At 71.6% G+C, this 16170-nt stretch carries 14 protein-coding genes; 6 read left to right on the top strand and 8 right to left on the bottom strand.

Annotated elements, in window-relative coordinates:
* Positions 1-20 precede the first annotated feature (20 nt).
* From BM393_RS10855 to BM393_RS10830, 6 genes are all read right to left on the bottom strand, one after another.
* Positions 21-2015 (bottom strand): response regulator, encoded by a 1995-nt coding sequence (locus BM393_RS10855; RefSeq protein ID WP_091724772.1) that lies wholly within the window; start codon positions 2013-2015, stop codon positions 21-23.
* Positions 2012-2953, bottom strand: coding sequence for a sensor histidine kinase KdpD (locus BM393_RS10850; protein WP_091725340.1), 942 nt, complete (start codon positions 2951-2953; stop codon positions 2012-2014). The genes BM393_RS10855 and BM393_RS10850 overlap by 4 nt, the downstream gene beginning before the upstream one ends.
* 72 nt (positions 2954-3025) lie before the next feature.
* Complete coding sequence (locus BM393_RS10845; RefSeq protein ID WP_091724771.1) at positions 3026-4066, bottom strand: SpoIIE family protein phosphatase; 1041 nt, start codon at positions 4064-4066, stop codon at positions 3026-3028.
* Positions 4067-4068: 2 nt separating this feature from the next.
* Positions 4069-4515, bottom strand: a complete 447-nt coding sequence (locus BM393_RS10840) for an anti-sigma regulatory factor (RefSeq protein ID WP_091724770.1) — start codon at positions 4513-4515, stop codon at positions 4069-4071.
* Positions 4463-4897 (bottom strand): STAS domain-containing protein, encoded by a 435-nt coding sequence (locus BM393_RS10835; RefSeq protein ID WP_091724769.1) that lies wholly within the window; start codon positions 4895-4897, stop codon positions 4463-4465. The genes BM393_RS10840 and BM393_RS10835 overlap by 53 nt, the downstream gene beginning before the upstream one ends.
* On the bottom strand, positions 4894-5784 hold the full coding sequence (locus BM393_RS10830) for an STAS domain-containing protein (protein ID WP_091724768.1): 891 nt from the start codon (positions 5782-5784) through the stop codon (positions 4894-4896). The genes BM393_RS10835 and BM393_RS10830 overlap by 4 nt, the downstream gene beginning before the upstream one ends.
* 206 nt (positions 5785-5990) lie before the next feature.
* On the opposite strand from BM393_RS10830, the gene BM393_RS10825 reads away from it, so the two are divergent.
* From BM393_RS10825 to BM393_RS10805, 5 genes are all read left to right on the top strand, one after another.
* Positions 5991-7088 carry a response regulator gene (locus BM393_RS10825; protein ID WP_175538283.1) on the top strand — a complete coding sequence of 366 codons (1098 nt, stop codon included), beginning with the start codon at positions 5991-5993 and terminating at the stop codon, positions 7086-7088.
* Between the two features lie 149 nt (positions 7089-7237).
* Entirely contained in the window at positions 7238-8029 is a 792-nt protein-coding gene (locus BM393_RS10820) for a beta/gamma crystallin-related protein (RefSeq protein WP_254783339.1), read from the top strand.
* 111 nt (positions 8030-8140) lie between these two features.
* Positions 8141-11731, top strand: a complete 3591-nt coding sequence (locus tag BM393_RS10815) for a response regulator (protein ID WP_091724766.1) — start codon at positions 8141-8143, stop codon at positions 11729-11731.
* A gap of 13 nt (positions 11732-11744) precedes the next feature.
* A complete protein-coding gene (locus tag BM393_RS10810; protein ID WP_091724765.1) occupies positions 11745-12575 on the top strand; it encodes a protein-glutamate O-methyltransferase CheR in 831 nt (276 codons plus the stop codon).
* A gap of 166 nt (positions 12576-12741) precedes the next feature.
* Positions 12742-13128, top strand: a complete 387-nt coding sequence (locus BM393_RS10805) for a hypothetical protein (protein ID WP_091724764.1) — start codon at positions 12742-12744, stop codon at positions 13126-13128.
* A gap of 281 nt (positions 13129-13409) precedes the next feature.
* Here BM393_RS10805 and BM393_RS10800 read toward each other — a convergent pair whose 3' ends face one another.
* Positions 13410-13709 carry a hypothetical protein gene (locus tag BM393_RS10800; protein WP_091724763.1) on the bottom strand — a complete coding sequence of 100 codons (300 nt, stop codon included), beginning with the start codon at positions 13707-13709 and terminating at the stop codon, positions 13410-13412.
* Between the two features lie 469 nt (positions 13710-14178).
* Between BM393_RS10800 and pepA the strand changes: the two genes are divergently transcribed.
* Entirely contained in the window at positions 14179-14979 is an 801-nt protein-coding gene (gene pepA, locus BM393_RS25725) for a flocculation-associated PEP-CTERM protein PepA (protein ID WP_175538282.1), read from the top strand.
* Positions 14980-15193: 214 nt separating this feature from the next.
* On the opposite strand, the gene BM393_RS10790 is transcribed toward pepA, so the two are convergent.
* Positions 15194-15985: a Crp/Fnr family transcriptional regulator gene (locus tag BM393_RS10790; protein ID WP_091724761.1), complete on the bottom strand. Its 792-nt coding sequence runs from the start codon at positions 15983-15985 to the stop codon at positions 15194-15196.
* Positions 15986-16170 lie beyond the last annotated feature (185 nt).

Here is a 16170-nt window from a genome sequence, read left to right as displayed (position 1 = left end):
GCGCCGGGCCGCGGCGCGCCTCAGCCCACGTCCGCGCGGGTGATCTGCGCCACCAGGCGCATCAGCAGCGGCGGCTTGAGCGGCTTGGCCAGGTGGGCGTCGAAGCCGGCCTGCAGCGCCTGCTGCCGGTCCACGTCGCGCGAGAAGGCGGTCAGCGCGATCGCCGGCAGCCGCTCGCCGGGCGGCTCGAGGCCGCGGATGTCCCGCACCAGGTCGTAGCCATCGCGACCCGGCATGCCGATGTCGCTGATCAAGAGGTCGAAGGCGTTGCCGGCCAGGGCCAGCAGCGCCTCGTCCGCGCCGTGGACCACGGTCACCTGCGCGCCGCGCTCGCTCAGGATCAGTTTCAGCATCGCGCCGGCGTCCACGTCGTCGTCCACGACCAGCACCCGCAGGCCCGGCAGCACGATCGCCGGCGCGTCGCCGGTGGCGGCCTCGCCGAGGGCGCCGAAGGCGCTCAGCATGCCGGGGCCGGTGTCCACGTCGGGCGGCGCGTTGTCGGCACCGGGCAGCCAGAAGCGGAAGGCCGCGCCGCGCCCACGCCCTTCGCTGTGGACCTCCACCCAGCCGCCATGCGCCTCCACCAGACTCTTGACGATCGCCAGCCCCAGGCCGAGCCCGCCGTGCTGGCGGCTGCTGGCCGCGTCGCTCTGGGTGAAGCGGTCGAAGACATGGGGCAGGAACTCCGGCGCGATGCCCTGGCCCTCGTCGCGGACCTCCACGCGCGCGCCGCCGTCGGCGGCTCGCAGCGTCAGGGTGATCGTGCTGCCGCGCGGCGAGAACTTGGCGGCGTTGCCCATCAGGTTCCAGATCACCTGCTGCACCCGCCCGCTGTCGGCCAGCAGTGGCGTGGCCTCGTCCCGGAGGTCCAGCGCCAGCCGGTGGCCGCTTTCGTCGAGCGTGTGCTGGACCACCGCCGCCGCCTCGCGCAGCACCGCGCCGGCCTCGACGCGCTCGCGCGCCAGCGGCAGCTTGCCGATGTTGAGCCGGGACATGTCCAGGATGTCGGTGATCATCCGCGCCTGGATCGACACGTTGCGGTCGATCGCCGCCAGCCCCTTGACGAGCAGCTCCGGCGGGCTGTGCCGCTGCAGCACGTGCGTCCAGCCCATGATCGCGTTCAGTGGCGTGCGCAGCTCGTGCGACAGCACCGCGATCAGGTCGTCCTTCATGCGCGAGAGCCGCTCGGCCTCGCCGCGCGCGACGCGCTCGCGGTCGAGCAGTTCCTGGCGCTGCCGCGCCAGCAGCTGGCGCTGCGAGATGTCCGCGGCCATCGCCATGCAGATGCCGGGCTCGATCGGCGGCGAGGCGGTCCATTCGACCGGCACCGCGCGGCCGCCGCTCGAGCGCAGCGGGAACTCCGCGCGCGCGCCCTCGCTGCCGAGCATCGCGATGAAACCGCGCGCGGCGCCCTGGTCCTCGCTGGCGACGAAGTCGGTCAGCGGGCGGCCCGCGACCGCTTCGCCCTGGTCGGCGCCGAGCCCCAGCAGCGCCAGCATCGCGGGATTGGCTTCCAGCAGCGTGCTGTCGCCGGCCCGCAGCAGGCAGATGCCGATCGGCGCCTGCGCGTAGACGGCGCGGAACTTGGCCTCGCTGCGCCGCATCGCCTCCTCGGCCTCGCGGGTGCGCACCAGCGACTGGATGGTCGACACCAGCACCGCCGGCTCGACCGGATGGGTGAGGTAGGCATCGGCGCCGGCGTCCAGGCCGCGGACCTTGTCCTCGTCGGTGAGGTAGGCGGCCGTCAGGTGGATGACCGGCAGACGGAAGGTGCTGGCCTGGGCGCGCAGGCGGCGGCACAGCTCGAAGCCGTCGATGTCGGGCAGGTGGATGTCCAGCACGACGGCGGACGGCCGCTGCTCCGCGGCGCGCAGCGCCTCGGCGCCGGTGGCGGCTTCCAGCGTCGGGAAACCGGCCGCGTTGAGCAGCCGCACCGTGGTGTAGCGGCCCACCGGATCGTCGTTGACGACGAGCAGCCGGTGCCGCGAGCGGTCGATGGCGTGGGGCTCGCTCATGCGTCGGGCACTTCCCTGACTGCGTTGGCCTCCGCGTCGGTGGCCGCTTCGGTCGCGCCGGTCGCGCCCGGCAGCTGCAGCGGCAGCGTCACCGAGAACACCGACCCCACGCCCGGCGTGCTGCTCAGCGCGACGCGGCCGCCGAGCAGCTCCGCCAGCCGCTTGCTGAGCGACAGGCCCAGGCCGGTGCCGCGCAGGCGCTTCTGGATCGGCGAGTCGATCTGGGCGAAGTCCTGGAAGATCGCGCCGTGGAATTCCGGCGCGATGCCGATGCCGGTGTCGCGCACGGAGAAGGTGACCTCGTCCGCGCCGTCCGGACCGTCGCCCACCACCGCGCTGACGCGCACCTCGCCCTGCGCGGTGAACTTCAGCGCGTTGGAGATGAAGTTGCGCAGGATCTGCGAGAGCTTGGCGTTGTCGGTGAAGAGCTGCGAGACGCCTTGCGGCTCCTCGAAGACCAGCTGCACCTCCGGGTTGACCAGCACCGGCTTGAACATGCCGCGCAGCGCCGCGAACAGGTCGACCAGCTCGAACCAGGCCGGCGAGATGTCGATGCGGCCGGCCTCGACCTTGGCCAGGTCGAGCAGGTCGTTGACCATGTCGGCGAATTCCTCCGACGTGGTGCGGATGAAGTTGATCTGCCGTTCCTGCTCCAGCGTCAACGGGCCGTCGATGCGGTCGAGCAGCAGCCGCGTCAGGCTGCGGATCGACGAGATCGGCGTGCGGAACTCATGGCTCATGTAGGCGAGGAAGCGGCTCTTGAGCTCGGTCGCCTGGCGCAGCTGCTGGGCCTGCGTGTCCAGCTCCGCGTACAGCGCCAGCACGCCGCGGTTGGTCTCGTCGAGTTCGCTCTGCAAGGCCTCGACCTGGGCGCGGGCCGCGGCCAGCGCGGCCTGCAGCGCGGCGACATCCGGAGCGATGGTCGTGGTGTCGTTCATGGGCGTCATGCGCGTTCCAACTGTGACAACTGTCCTCACTGTCTCGCTGTCCTCACGGTCCTTCATCGTCCGTCATGGTCCTTCATGGCGGCGCACCACGACGACGGTCGCGTCGTCCCGTCCGCGCAGGTGGTCCCGGGCGATCCATCCGGCGATGACCGCCGGGTCGGCCTGCAGCAGGCCGGGCGTGTCCGCCAGCGACCAGCGGCTGACGATGCCATCGGAGTGCAGCACCAGCACCGCGTGGGGCGGCCAATCGTAGACCACATCCTGCAGGCGTCGCACCTGCAGGCCGAGCGTGCCGTGCTGCGACAGCAGCGAGCGGTCGGCCACGCCGGAGATCAGGCGCCCGATGACGTTGCCGGCGCCGCCGAAGCGCAGCGACGTGCCGCCTTCATCGAGCGCGACCATCGCGGCGGCGCAGCCGCGCGTGCTGCGCAGCGGCTCGTGCGCGCTGTCCAGGAAGGCGGCCGGCGAGGCCCGCAGGCCCGGCGCCGCCTCGCCCAGCAGCGCCATCAGCCGATCCGCCGCCGTGGCCGCGTCGGGCCCGTGCCCGAGGCCGTCGGCCAGCGCCAGCGACCACTGCGTGCCGTCGCGGCGCAGGGCCCAGGCGTCGCCGCTCACCGACTCGCCGGGCGCCGCGAGCGACAGCCCGGCGATGTCGAAGGCCGCAGGGCGCGCGGGCACGGACGTGCGCTCGCCCCGCACCGCGAGGCGGGTGGCGATGACCGTGCCCCGGCCAGGCGCCGAGAACGCGCCGAAGCGGTCGGCCTGGCGCCGGATCGCGCCCAGGCCCGTGCCGGACGAGCCGCCGGTGCTGTAGCCGTCGCGCAGGCAGCGCTCGAGGTCCATGCCGTCGCCCTGGTCCATGGCCAGCACCTGCACGGCGGGCGGGCCCCCATCGCGCGCGACGTCGGGGCCGACCAGCAATTCGGCCTTGCGGCCGGGGCCGACGTGCCGGACCAGGTTGGTGCCGAGCTCGGTCACCACCAGGGCCAGCCGGCCGGCGGCGTCCGCGTCGAAGCCCAGTTCGGTGGCCAGCGCCTGCGCGGCCCGCCGGGCTTCGCCCACCTGACTGACGTCGTCGATGGGGAAGCGACGATGCGGACGCATGGCTACTTCCAGCGCGTGATCGTCACGCGCGTGCCGCGTCCGGGCCCGGACTCGATCTCGAAGTCGTTCACCAGCCGCTTGCTGCCGGACAGGCCCATGCCCATCCCGTTGCCCGAGGTCCATCCATCCTTCATCGCCAGCTCCAGGTCCGGAATGCCCGGCCCCTGGTCGACGAAGGCAAGTTGCAGGCCCGTGCGCACGCCGGCCTGGACGAACTGCCAGGCCATCTCGCCGCCGCCGCCGTAGATCAGCGTGTTGCGCGACAGCTCGCTGGCCGCGGTGATCATCTTGGTCTGGTCGACCAGGGAGAAGCGCAGCTCCTGCGTCAGGCGCCGCACCAGCTGGCGCGCCAGCACGATGTCGGACTCGACGTGGATCGGCAGCGCGCCGGCGGACTCAGCGGCCGGCACCGGGCGGCTCCTCGATGTCGTCGGTCGATGCGGCCTCATCCTCGTCCAGCCCGGCCTGCGCCAGGGCGTCGGCGCGGCGCAGCAGCGCCATGCCCCGCTCGACGTCCAGCGCGGTGCTCACGCCCGGCAACGACAGGCCCAGCTCCACCAGCGTGATGGCCACCGCCGGCTGCATGCCGACGACCACCGAGTTGGCGCCCAGCACCCGGGCGATGCCGGAGATGCCGGCCAGCATGCGGCCGATGAAGGAGTCGACGATCTCCAGCGCGGAGATGTCGATCAGCACGCCGGTCGCGCCGGTCTCCTGGATGCGGTTGGCCAGGTCGTCCTGCAGCGCCATCGCGGTCTGGTCCTGCAGGTCGACCTGGATGGTGACCAGCAGCGTCCTGCCCATGCGCAGGATGGGGATGCGCGTCGTCATGCGGCGCCGCCCGTGCCGGCCGTTCCGCTCATGGCGCCCGGGGCGGCCTTGGCCCTGGAGACGACGAAGCCGGCGCGTCGCATCGCCAGCGCCAGCGCGTCGGCCAGCGTCGCCTTGGTCGTGATGCCTTCCAGGTCGATGCCCAGGTGCACGATGGTCTGCGCGATCTGCGGCCGGATGCCGCTGATGATCGCGTCCGCGCCCATCAGCCGGATGGCGGTGACGGTCTTGAGCAGATGCTGCGCGACCAGCGTGTCGACGGTCGGCACGCCGGTGATGTCGATGATCGCCAGCGCGGAGCCGGTCTCCACGATGCGCTGCAGCAGCGTCTCCATGACCAGCTGGGTGCGGCCGCTGTCGAGCGTGCCGATCATCGGCACCGCCAGCACGCCGTCCCACAGCTTGACGACCGGGGTGGAGAGCTCCAGCAGCTCCTGCTGCTGGCGGGCGATGATGTCCTCGCGGCTGCGCTGGTAGGTGCTGACGGTGTGCTGCGCCATGTGGTCCAGCAGCGAGGACACCTCCCAGGTGGCGTCCACGAGTGCGGCCGGCTGGTCGCTGAAGCGGCGTTGCAGGCCGGCGAACAGCGGCTTCTTGAGCGCCAGCACGAAGCGGCTGGTGTCGGCGGCGGTCGATCCCTGGGCGGCGCGCGAGCGCGACAGGCTCGCCAGCACCTCGCGCAAAGGCGCCCAGGGCGCATCGTCGAAGTTCTCGGTGTTGCCGGTGGCGCGCACGCCGGCGAGGAGGGCGTCCAGCAGTTCGCCGGTCTCGCGGCCTTCGCTGGCCAGCGCGCGGCCGCTGGCGGCGAGTTCGGCCTGCCATTCGGCGAGCACACGGTCGCGTTGGGTGGACAGGAGATCTTCGACGGCGGCGCTGTTCTGTTTCATCGGGTCCTCTTGGGCGCGGTTGACGCCGTGATGCGGGGAGAAGGGTGCGCGGGATGGCGCGGCGGCCGCGATCGTACTCTGCCGACCTCACCCGCTCCGGCGTCACGGGGCGAGGATTGGGGGCGGGTAAGCCCTGGGGCGAAATGGGCATGCCGTTTGCCCAGTGCCCCTGTCAGACATTCAAGACCAACGATTGGGAGAACGACGTGGCCGATGAGATCAGCGTGCTGGTGGTGGACGACAAGCCGCAGAACCTGCTCGCGATGAAGGCGCTGCTGGCCGACTCGGGGCTGCGCGTGTTGACGGCGGAATCCGGTCCCGCCGCGCTCGAACTGCTGCTGGTGCATGACGTGATGCTGGCCCTGCTGGACGTGCAGATGCCGGGCATGGACGGCTTCACCCTGGCCGAGCTGATGCGCGGGGCGGAGCGTACCCGGCACGTGCCGATCATCTTTCTGACCGCCGGCTCCCAGGAGGCGCAGCGCAGCTTCAAGGGCTACGAGGCCGGCGCGGTCGACTTCATCTACAAACCGGTCGACGCGCATGTGCTGCGCAGCAAGGTCGCGGTCTTCGCCGACCTGCACCGCCAGCGCCTGATGCTGGCCGAGCGCATCGTCGAGCAGGAACGCCTGGCGCGGGTGAACGCGCTGATGCTGGGCGCGCTCAGCCACGACATCCGCAGCCCGCTGTCGGTCATGATGCTCAACGCCGAGCTGCTGATCCGTCAGACCGAGTCGCCCTCCCTGCAGAAGGCCGGCCAGCGCGTCAAGGCGGCGGCGACGCTGCTGGGGCGCCAGGTGGACCACCTGGGCAGCCTGGCGCGGCGGCCCTGCGAGCTGCTGCAGGTGCAGCCGGTGCTCGGCGACCTGGCCACGCTGGCGGCACAGCGCCTGGACGTCGAAAGCAACCAGGCGGTGATGTGGGTGCCGCCCGCGTTCGAACGCGTCGGCGACACCACCGGCGACTTCGATCCGGAACTGATGGCCCAGGCCATCGACCGGCTGATCATGCAAGGCGCCACGCATGCCGGCGACTGCGGGATCCGCATCCAGGTCGACGGCGCGGCGCATCGCTCGCTGACGCTGCGCATCAGCTTCGATCGCGTGCTCGAACCCGAGGCCGCCATCCACCTGTTCGGCGGCACCGAACCGGTGTCGGGCATGTCCTCGGCCCTGGTCGGCCCGGGGCTGGAGGAGCCCGAGCGCGTGGCGCGCGCGCATGGCGGCTCGCTGATCGGCGCGTCGCGGGCGCGGCAGGGCACGATGTTCGAGCTGCTGCTGCCGCGGCTGCAGTCGGAACGTTGAGAGGCCCCGATGCGGCGGCGCGGCAGCGGGTGCGCGGGCGCGGCGTCGCGCGGCGTGGCGTCCTACAGCCCGGGCCAGCGCGGCCCGACAGACCCCGGCGCGCCGCTGGACCACAGTGGAGGCATCGCATCAACACGATGGGGATCGTCATGAAGCCTTGCAGCTCCCGCACGATGAAGGCGGCCGTCGCGGCCGCCGCCTGCGTCCTGGCCGGCCAGGCGATGGCCGACATCACCTTCTACGAGGACGAGCAGTTCCGCGGCCGCACCGGCGGCATCGACACGCAGGTGCGTTTCCTCAAGGAGATCGGCTTCAACGACCGCGCGTCCTCGATCGAGGTGCGCGGCGAGCGCTGGGAGGTCTGCGAGGACCCGGACTATCGCGGCCGCTGCCGCGTGCTGCAGCCGGGCAGCTACCCGTCGCTGCGCTCGATGGGCCTCGACAACCGGATCAGCTCGGCGCGGCGCGTGGACGAGCGCGCCGAGGTCGGCCGCGACCGCTACGGCCCCGAGCCGCAGCCCACCTACTACCGCCGCGGCGAGGAGACGCTGTACCAGGCGCAGGTGGTCTCGGTGCGCGCCGTGATGGGCAACGAGCAGCAACGCTGCTGGATCGAGCAGAAGGAAGTGCGGGACCGGCCCAACGTCGGCGGCGCGGTGATCGGCGGCGTGCTGGGCGGCATCCTGGGTCATCAGTTCGGCGGCGGCAGCGGGCAGGCGGTGACGACCGCGGCCGGCGCGATCGGCGGCGCGGTGGTGGGCAGCAACGTGAACCGCAACGACGTGCGCAACGTGCAGCGCTGCGGCGCGGCGCCCAACGGCGGCAACCCGCAGTACTGGGACGTGACCTATCGCTTCAACGGACAGGAGCACTACATGCAGACCCGGCAGCCGCCGGGAGCGACCGTGACGGTCAATGCGCGCGGCGAGCCGCGCGAGTGACCGGCCAGGGTCATCGACAGCCCCCCGAGAGGATCCCGGGGACCGGCCGGGACGAGGGCGCGCTAGCATGCGCCCCCGTCCCGGCCGCCCCGCTTTCTCATTCATGCATTCATGAACACCACGACGACTTCCGGCCCCCTCGCCAGCGCCACCGGCGCCACCAGTGCCAACAGCGCGAACCTTGGCGGCGCGCTCGCCCGCCGCCATGAATGGCTCCCGCTGCCCACGCTGCTCGGCTTCGCGCTGGCGGTGCTCACCATCGTGGTCGTCGCCGCCTTTTCATGGCGCACGCAGCGCACGCAGGCGGAGGCCGCCGACGCGATGGCGCGCACTCTCGCCGTGCAGGAGCAGATCCAGGCGCTGGGCTCGGCGATCAAGGATGCCGAGACCGGCCAGCGCGGTTTCCTGATCACCGGCCTGGACAACTACCTGCTGCCGTTCAACACCGCGCAGGTCACGCTGCCGGCCGCGACCGAGCGCCTGCGCGCGAGCTTCCAGAACTACCGTTCGCAGCTGGCCCGGCTGGAGCTGATCGAGCAGCTCGTCAAGGCCAAGCTGGGCGAGATGGAGGAATCCATCGCGATGCGCCGCAAGGGCGACGGCATCGGCGCGGTGACCGTGGTGCAGGGCGACCGGGGGCGGATCCTGATGGAGCGCATCCGCACGCTGCTGGGCGAGATGGAGCGCGAGGAGCGCGATCGCGCCGCCGAGCGCCGCGCGCTCTGGGACGCCGCCGTCCAGCAGACGGCCGGGATGATGTGGGGCGGCTCGGCGCTGCTGGTGGTGCTGACGGCGGTCGCGGCCGCGCTGAGCGCGCGCGCCCATCGCGCCGCCCGCACCGAGGAGTGGCTCAAGGCCGGCCTGGCCGGCCTGGGCGTGGAGTTGCAGGGCGACCCGCATGTGGAGCGGCTCGCCGACGTCGCGACCAGCTTCCTGGCGCGCTGGACCGACGCCCGGGTGGGGGCCTTCTACGTCACCCAGGACGACGGCAGCTACCTGCGCGTGGGCGGTTATGCGTTGCCGGTCGCGGCGGAGGGCGAGTCCGCGCCCGTGGTGCGCGGCGGGGACACGTTGGTGGGCCAGGCGGCGCGCGATCGCCGGCCGGTGCATGTCACGCGGCTTCCGGCCGACTACCTGCCGGTCAGCTCCGCGCTGGGACGGGCGACGTCGACCGAGCTGCTGATCGCGCCGGTCGGCGTGGACCGGCGCCTGCAGGGCGTGATCGAACTCGGATTCCTGCATCACGTCGGCGAGGCCGAGCGCGAGCTGCTGGCGCGGGTGGCCGAACCGCTGGCGATGGCGCTGCGCGCCGCCAAGGACCGCAGCCGGCTGGAGTCGCTGCTCGAGGAGAGCCGCCGCCAGGCCGAGGAACTGCAGATGCAGCAGGAAGAGCTGCGCGCCAGCAACGAGGAGCTGGAAGAGCAGGGCAACGCGCTGCGCGACTCGCAGCTGCGGCTGGAGAAGCAGCAGACCGAGCTCGAGCAGAGCAACACCCAGCTCGAGGAGCAGGCGCGCCAGCTTGAGCTGCAGCGCTCGGAGCTGACCCAGGCCCAGGCGCAGCTCACCGACCGCGCCGAGGCGCTGGAGCGCTCCAACCAGTACAAGAGCGAGTTCCTGGCCAACATGAGCCACGAGTTGCGCACGCCGCTGAACTCGACCCTGATCCTGGCCAAGCTGCTGGCCGACAACAAGGACGGCAACCTGAGCGACGAACAGGTCCGCTTCGCGCAGACCATCAGCTCGGCCGGCAACGACCTGCTGGCGCTGATCAACGACATCCTGGACCTGTCCAAGATCGAGGCCGGCAAGGTCGACATGCAGATCGACCGCGTGTCGCTGCCGCGCCTGCTGCAGCAGCTGACGCAGGTCTTCGCGCCGATCGCCGCGCAGCGCAACCTGGCCTTCGGCCTGCAGCTGGCGCCCGGCGCGCCCGAATGGATCGAGACCGACGAGGCCCGCCTGGGCCAGATCCTCAAGAACCTGCTGTCCAACGCGCTGAAGTTCACCGAGCGCGGCTCCGTGCGCATGGAGGTGGGCGCCACCGCCGATGGCCGCATCGCCTTCGCGGTCACCGACACCGGCATCGGCATCCCGGCGCACCAGCAGGCGCCGATCTTCGAGGCTTTCCGGCAGGCCGACGGCAGCACCCATCGCAAGTACGGCGGCACCGGGCTGGGCCTGTCGATCTCGCGCGACCTGGCGCGGCTGCTGGGCGGCGACATCCACCTGCACAGCGCGCCCGGCGAGGGCTCGACCTTCAGTCTGGTGCTGCCGCCCACGCACGAGCTGCCGGCCGACGGCCAGGTGCAGCGTCCACTGTCGCCGGCGCAGGCGCCGATCACCGCGCCGCCGGCCATCGCCGCTTTCCAGGCCCGGCTGCCGGCGGACGGCGAGGCGGAGGAAGGGGCCGACGGCCCGGCGGTGTCGCTGCTGCGTGAGCCCGCGCCCGCCGCGCCCGAGCCGCGGCTGCCGCAGCTCGACGACGACCGGCTCTCCTGGGTGCCGGGCGACCGCGCCATCCTGGTCATCGAGGACGACCCGCGCTTCGCGCTCATCCTGCGCGACCTGATCCGCGAGATGGGTTTCGTCTGCCTGATGGCGCACACGGCCGAGAACGGCCTGTCCGTCGCCCAGCGCTACGCGCCCAGCGCGATCCTGCTGGACATGAACCTGCCGGACCACTCCGGGCTGGGCGTGCTGGACCGCCTCAAGCGCGAGCCGCTGACGCGGCACATCCCGGTGCACGTGATCTCGGTGGCCGACTACACCCACGAGGCGCTCGAGCGCGGCGCGGTCGGGTATGCGCTCAAGCCGGTCAAGCGCGACGAGCTGGAGATCGCGCTGCAGCGGCTGGAGGCCAAGTTCTCGCAGCGCCTGCGCACGGTGCTGGTGGTCGAGGACGATGCCCGGCAGCTCGACAGCATCCGCCACCTGCTGGCGGCGGACGAGGTCCGCATCCATGGCGTGTCGACCGCGGCCGAGGCGCTGGAGGCGCTGCGCCAGTCGACCTTCGACTGCATGGTCATGGACCTGAACCTGCCGGACATGAGCGGCTACGACCTGCTCGACCAGATGGCGCGGCAGGACGACGTCGCCTTCCCGCCGGTGATCGTCTACACCGGCCACACGCTGTCGCCGCAGCAGGAGCAGCAGCTGCGGCGCTACTCGCGCTCGATCATCATCAAGGGCGCCCGTTCGCCCGAGCGGCTGCTCGACGAGGTCACGCTGTTCCTGCACCAGGTCGAAGCCCAGCTGCCGCCCGAGCGCCAGCGCATGCTCAAGGAGGTGAGGGCGCGCGACAACATGCTGGAGGGGCGGCGGGTGCTGATCGTCGAGGACGACGTGCGCAACATCTTCGCGCTGTCGGCGGTGCTGGAGCCCAAGGGCGTGAAGGTGGAGATCGCGCGCAACGGACGCGAGGCGCTGGAGCGGCTGGCCGCGCCGCTGCAGGGACCGGGCGCGAAGGCGCCGGTGGACCTGGTGCTGATGGACATCATGATGCCGGAGATGGACGGCTACACCGCGATGCGCGAGATCCGCGCGCGGCCCGAGCTCAAGCGGCTGCCGATCATCGCGCTCACCGCCAAGGCGATGAAGGACGACCAGGAGAAGTGCATGGCCGCGGGCGCCAACGACTACATCGCCAAGCCACTGGACATCGAGAAGCTGCTCTCGCTGGTGCGGGTCTGGATGCCGCGCTGAGGACGACCGGCCGATGGCGCAAGCAGCCCCCGAGCTGGACATCGAGGTCCGCCTGATCCTGGAAGCGATCTACGAGCGCTACCACTACGATTTCCGCGACTACGCCGGCACCTCGCTGCGCCGCCGCCTGAAGGCGGCGATGCAGCGCTTCCACTGCGCCAACCTGTCGCAGCTGCAGGGACGGCTGCTGCGCGAGGCGGAGGTCTTCCGCTCGGTGCTGGCCGACCTGACGGTGCAGGTCAGCGAGATGTTCCGCGACCCCGAGTACTTTCGCGCGCTGCGCGAGCAGGTCGTGCCGGTGCTGCGCACCTTCCCGTCGCTGCGGATCTGGGTGGCGGGCTGCAGCGGCGGCGAGGAGGCCTATTCGATGGCGATCCTCATGAAGGAGGAAGGGCTGCTGGAGCGCACGCTGATCTACGCGACCGACATCAGCCACGAGGCGCTGGCGCAGGCGCAGGCCGGGGTGTACCGGATGGACCAGGTGCCGCTGTTCTCGGAGAACCACCGGGCGTCGGGCGGGAGGGGTTCGCTGTCGGAGTACTACACGGCCGCCTATGACCACGTGCTGATGGACAAGGCGCTCAAGGAGCGCATCGTCTTCAGCGACCACAGCCTGTCCACCGACAGCGTCTTCGCCGAGGTCCAGCTGGTGTCCTGCCGCAACGTGCTGATCTATTTCAACCGCGCGCTGCAGGACCGGGCGCTGGGCCTGTTCAGCGAGGCGCTGTGCCGCAACGGCTTCCTCGGCCTGGGCGCGCGGGAGACGCTGCGCTTCTCCTCGCATGCCGGCGATTTCGTCGAGATCGCGGCGCGTGAGCGGCTCTATCAGAAGCGGGCGCGTTGAAGACCCTCACCCCAACCCTCTCCCGCAAGCGGGCGAGGGGGTCGTGTGGCTTTGTGGTCGTGCGGTCGCGCGGGAGCAGCGATGGGGTTTGCATGTCTGGGCTGCGGGTCCGGCCTTTGCCGAACTGTCTGCATCGACCCCTCGAGGTCTTGCAAGGAGTACCCAGATGGCCACCAGCAGCATCCTTGGCGGCGTGCCCGCCCCGTCGCAGTCCAAGGGACGCGGCACCGACTCGCTCGGCCCGAGCGACAGTTCCGACAGCGGCAGCGACGTGCTCGGCGAACGTCCGCTGGCCACCGGCACGGACGATCCGGACGAACTGGGCGCGACGCCCGCCGATCCTTCCAGCGATACCGACCGCTTCGGCACCGGCGAGCGTGGCTCGGCCACGCCGGGCCGCGCGACGGACGCCGCCGACATCCTGCCGGACCGGGTGAGCCGCTCGCCGGCGATCGAGGACGTGGACGCGTCGATCGACGTCGAGGACCTGGCCAGCGGGGACGATCCGTCCGCGGGGCCGGATCCGGAGCATGAGGACGATCCCTCGGCCTGAAGCGCTGGTGAAGAGAAGCCGCCGGCAGCGCGCAAGCGCCGCCGGCGCCGCTCAGCCGCGGCCGGTGCGGATCCGGCGCGGCGAGGCCCGCCGTGCGCCGCGCCCAGGGGTCGCCGACGCGGCGCGCGTGCGGGCGGGCGCGGTATCGGTGGCAGAGGTGCGGACGTGGCGATCGGTGGGCATCGCGGCTCGAGGGCAAGGAGAGTGCCCGTCCCGCGACGATCGATCGCGAGCGCGATCGCCATCGCGCATGGCGCGCGTGGGGTGCGGAGCGACGACGCTCAGAGCGCGCCGATGACCAGCATCGAGGCGAGCACGCCGCCCGCCAGCGCGATGAGCCACAGGCGCAGCGGCGCAGGCTCCTGGCGCGGGCGGCGCTGCTGGTGGCGGTGCGTCAGGAAGCAGGCCACCGCGGCGCCGCCAGCCAGCAGGAAGACGAGCGCGAAGCCCAGTCCCTCCACCGAGCGGTTGTGATGCAGCGCCAGCGCGAGCACGATCTGGCCCAGCATCAGCCCGGCGACGCCGGAGGCGGCGGTGGAGGTCAGGGCGGCGGAAGCGGCGGAGCGGGCGGGCTGGGACATGGCGGGCGAAGGGGCGTCGGAAGCGATGCGCGATTGTCCGGTGCGGCCGCGCCGATGCGGCCACGGAAAAGCGCCGGGCGAGCGCAGTAATTCGCGCCGAGGCGCATCGACGCATGCAAGCGCAGGCCGCGCATGCCGATGCGGGCCACGCATCCCGATGCAGGCCGTTGCAGGCTGCACATGCCGAAGCACATCGACGCACATCGACGCATGCCGACGCACCTTGACGCGTGGTGCCGCAGCGCGACTTGCCCCCGATGGCATCGGGGATGTGGCCCGTCGCGTACGCGCGGCATCCCGCGAACGCGGGGGCGTTCCAGGCACGCCGGGGGTGGTTCGTCGCACCTTCCGGGTACAGCCCCCGGGAGGGGCCGTTTTTATGTGGGTGGACGTACAGACGCTCTCTGGGGCGCCTGGGGACACTGCGCCGTCCGCGATTGGCGGACATCTTTCTATCGGAGCAACCACCATGACCCTGCCTTTGCTCTCCCGCAAGCCTGTGGCGTTCCAGCGCACCCTGCTGGCCCTCGCCCTGGCCGCCGTCAGCGCCAGCGCTTCCGCGCTGCCGCAATTCACCTGGGACCCGGCCACCGCCGGCCTGAACGGCTCGGCCTTCACCGCCGACAACCTGCTGGTGTCGAACTACTCGACCATCACCTTCGGGGCCGGCAACACGTTCAGCGAATCGGGCTACCTGGCCATCAGCGCCGCCCAGCTCGGCGGCACCACGCTGCCGTCCAACGGCCTGAACTCGGACTACGGCTTCTACATCCAGTTCAGCGGCAACGGCACGCTGACGCAGGCCGGTGACCCGGGCTCGGTGTCCACGGTCGGCACGCTGACCTCGCTGACCTACACCCTGTACGGCTACAACGGCACCTCGTCGTTCGGCTTCGCGGGCAACACCCCGACCGAAAGCGCGGCCGGCGAAGTGGCCCTGGCCAGCGGCTCGCTGGTGCTGGGCACGGTGGCGACCACGCCGCTGGGCGACGGCACCTTCAACCCCTCGGCCAATGCCAAGCTGACGCTGAACTGGCTGGTGCCGGGCTTCCAGACCTCGCTGCCGGTGTATGACCTGGCGCTGACCTCGTTCTCCAACACGACGTCGCAGGTCGAGCCCTTCGCCGGTGGCTTCCGCATCCGCCAGGGCGGCGGCTCGATCAACTTCGCCGCCGCCGTGGTGCCGGAGCCCTCGACCTACGCGATGCTGATCGCCGGTCTGGGTGCCATCGGCTTCGTGGCGCGCCGTCGCGGCCGCACGGAGAAGTGATCGTGCGACCGGTCCCGCCCGGGGCTGGTCAGGTCCAGGGTCCGGATCTCGAGGGCATGCGGGTGCCCGGAAGCTCCGGACCGACACGCGCGACACGGCGACGGTGCGGGCCGGCACCGTGGCGCGCGGCACGGAGCGTTCAACAGGCGCTCGACGACGCCCCGTCCTCGACGGGACGTCCGCTGCGATGCTTTGAAGCGATGCGAAGAAGCCCTCAGGCCTGCACGGCGACGGGCGCGAAGGTGGCAGAGGTGGCCGCGTTCACGCCGTCCGGGTCCTGGGGCAGCAAGCGCTGGAAGTCCTGCTTGAGCAGGGCGTAGCACTCGCAGGCCCGGGCTTCCAGCCCCGGTCGATCCAGCACCGCGATATGTCCGCGGGAGTAACGGATCAGGCCGGCGGCCTGGAGGCGCTGGGCGCTCTCGGTGACGCCTTCCCGGCGCACGCCCAGCAGGTTGGAGATCGACTCCTGGGTGACCGACAGCTCGTTGTGACCATGTTGGCGGTCCAGGCACAGCAGCAGCCAGCGGCACAGCTGCCGCTCCAGCGAGTGATGGCGGTTGCAGACCGCGGTGTGCGCGATCTGCGAGATCAGCGACTGCAGGTAGCGCAGCAGCAGCTGCGTCGACCCGCCGGGCCGCATCAGTTCCTCGCGCACCAGCGACACCCGCATGCGGAAGGCCAGGCCGGCGCGCTGCACGACGGCGCGGCAGGCGGGCGATTCCCCGCCCATCGCGGCCGCCAGGCCGGCGGCGCCCTCGGAGCCGATCATCGCGACCTGCGCCGAGTCGCCGGAATGCGTGGTGTGGATCAGCGACACGATGGCCGTGATCGGGAAGTACACATGCGTGGCGGGAGCGCCGGCCTCGAACAGCACGCGCCCCTTGAGCAGCTCGACGGTCTCGAGCTGTCCGGACCAGCGGGCCTGATCCTCCTCGGGCATCTGCACGAGCAGGAGATTGGCGCGGGGCTGGGACGCGGAAGGAGTTGCGGCAACGGGCAGGGACATCAAAAGCTCCAGGAACTGGACATCGTTCCAACCGGACAAGATGGCAATCACCGTGCCCGCCGCGGTAAACGCGGGTGTCCGTTTGTGCCAACCTGCGTCCTCGCGCGGCCCATGCGCCGTTTGCGTGCGCTGGCGCACCAGTTTCCACATGCCTGCCGCACAGCGAACTAGGGGGAGGTCCTCCC

It is taken from the genome of Mitsuaria sp. PDC51, from assembly GCF_900113225.1.
Classification (GTDB): Bacteria; Pseudomonadota; Gammaproteobacteria; order Burkholderiales; family Burkholderiaceae_C; genus Roseateles.
Note: the sequence above shows the minus strand (reverse complement) of the source record. Positions and strands in the feature narration are given on the sequence as shown.

Bases quoted from the DNA above. Each gene is read 5' to 3' on its own strand.
- BM393_RS10855 (WP_091724772.1), bottom strand. From the start codon at position 2,015: ATGAGCGAGCCCCACGCCATCGACCGCTCGCGGCACCGGCTGCTCGTC.
- BM393_RS10850 (WP_091725340.1), bottom strand. From the start codon at position 2,953: ATGAACGACACCACGACCATCGCTCCGGATGTCGCCGCGCTGCAGGCC.
- BM393_RS10845 (WP_091724771.1), bottom strand. From the start codon at position 4,066: ATGCGTCCGCATCGTCGCTTCCCCATCGACGACGTCAGTCAGGTGGGC.
- BM393_RS10840 (WP_091724770.1), bottom strand. From the start codon at position 4,515: ATGAGGCCGCATCGACCGACGACATCGAGGAGCCGCCCGGTGCCGGCC.
- BM393_RS10835 (WP_091724769.1), bottom strand. From the start codon at position 4,897: ATGACGACGCGCATCCCCATCCTGCGCATGGGCAGGACGCTGCTGGTC.
- BM393_RS10830 (WP_091724768.1), bottom strand. From the start codon at position 5,784: ATGAAACAGAACAGCGCCGCCGTCGAAGATCTCCTGTCCACCCAACGC.
- BM393_RS10820 (WP_254783339.1), top strand. From the start codon at position 7,238: ATGAAGCCTTGCAGCTCCCGCACGATGAAGGCGGCCGTCGCGGCCGCC.
- BM393_RS10815 (WP_091724766.1), top strand. From the start codon at position 8,141: ATGAACACCACGACGACTTCCGGCCCCCTCGCCAGCGCCACCGGCGCC.
- BM393_RS10810 (WP_091724765.1), top strand. From the start codon at position 11,745: ATGGCGCAAGCAGCCCCCGAGCTGGACATCGAGGTCCGCCTGATCCTG.
- BM393_RS10805 (WP_091724764.1), top strand. From the start codon at position 12,742: ATGGCCACCAGCAGCATCCTTGGCGGCGTGCCCGCCCCGTCGCAGTCC.
- BM393_RS10800 (WP_091724763.1), bottom strand. From the start codon at position 13,709: ATGTCCCAGCCCGCCCGCTCCGCCGCTTCCGCCGCCCTGACCTCCACC.
- pepA (WP_175538282.1), top strand. From the start codon at position 14,179: ATGACCCTGCCTTTGCTCTCCCGCAAGCCTGTGGCGTTCCAGCGCACC.
- BM393_RS10790 (WP_091724761.1), bottom strand. From the start codon at position 15,985: ATGTCCCTGCCCGTTGCCGCAACTCCTTCCGCGTCCCAGCCCCGCGCC.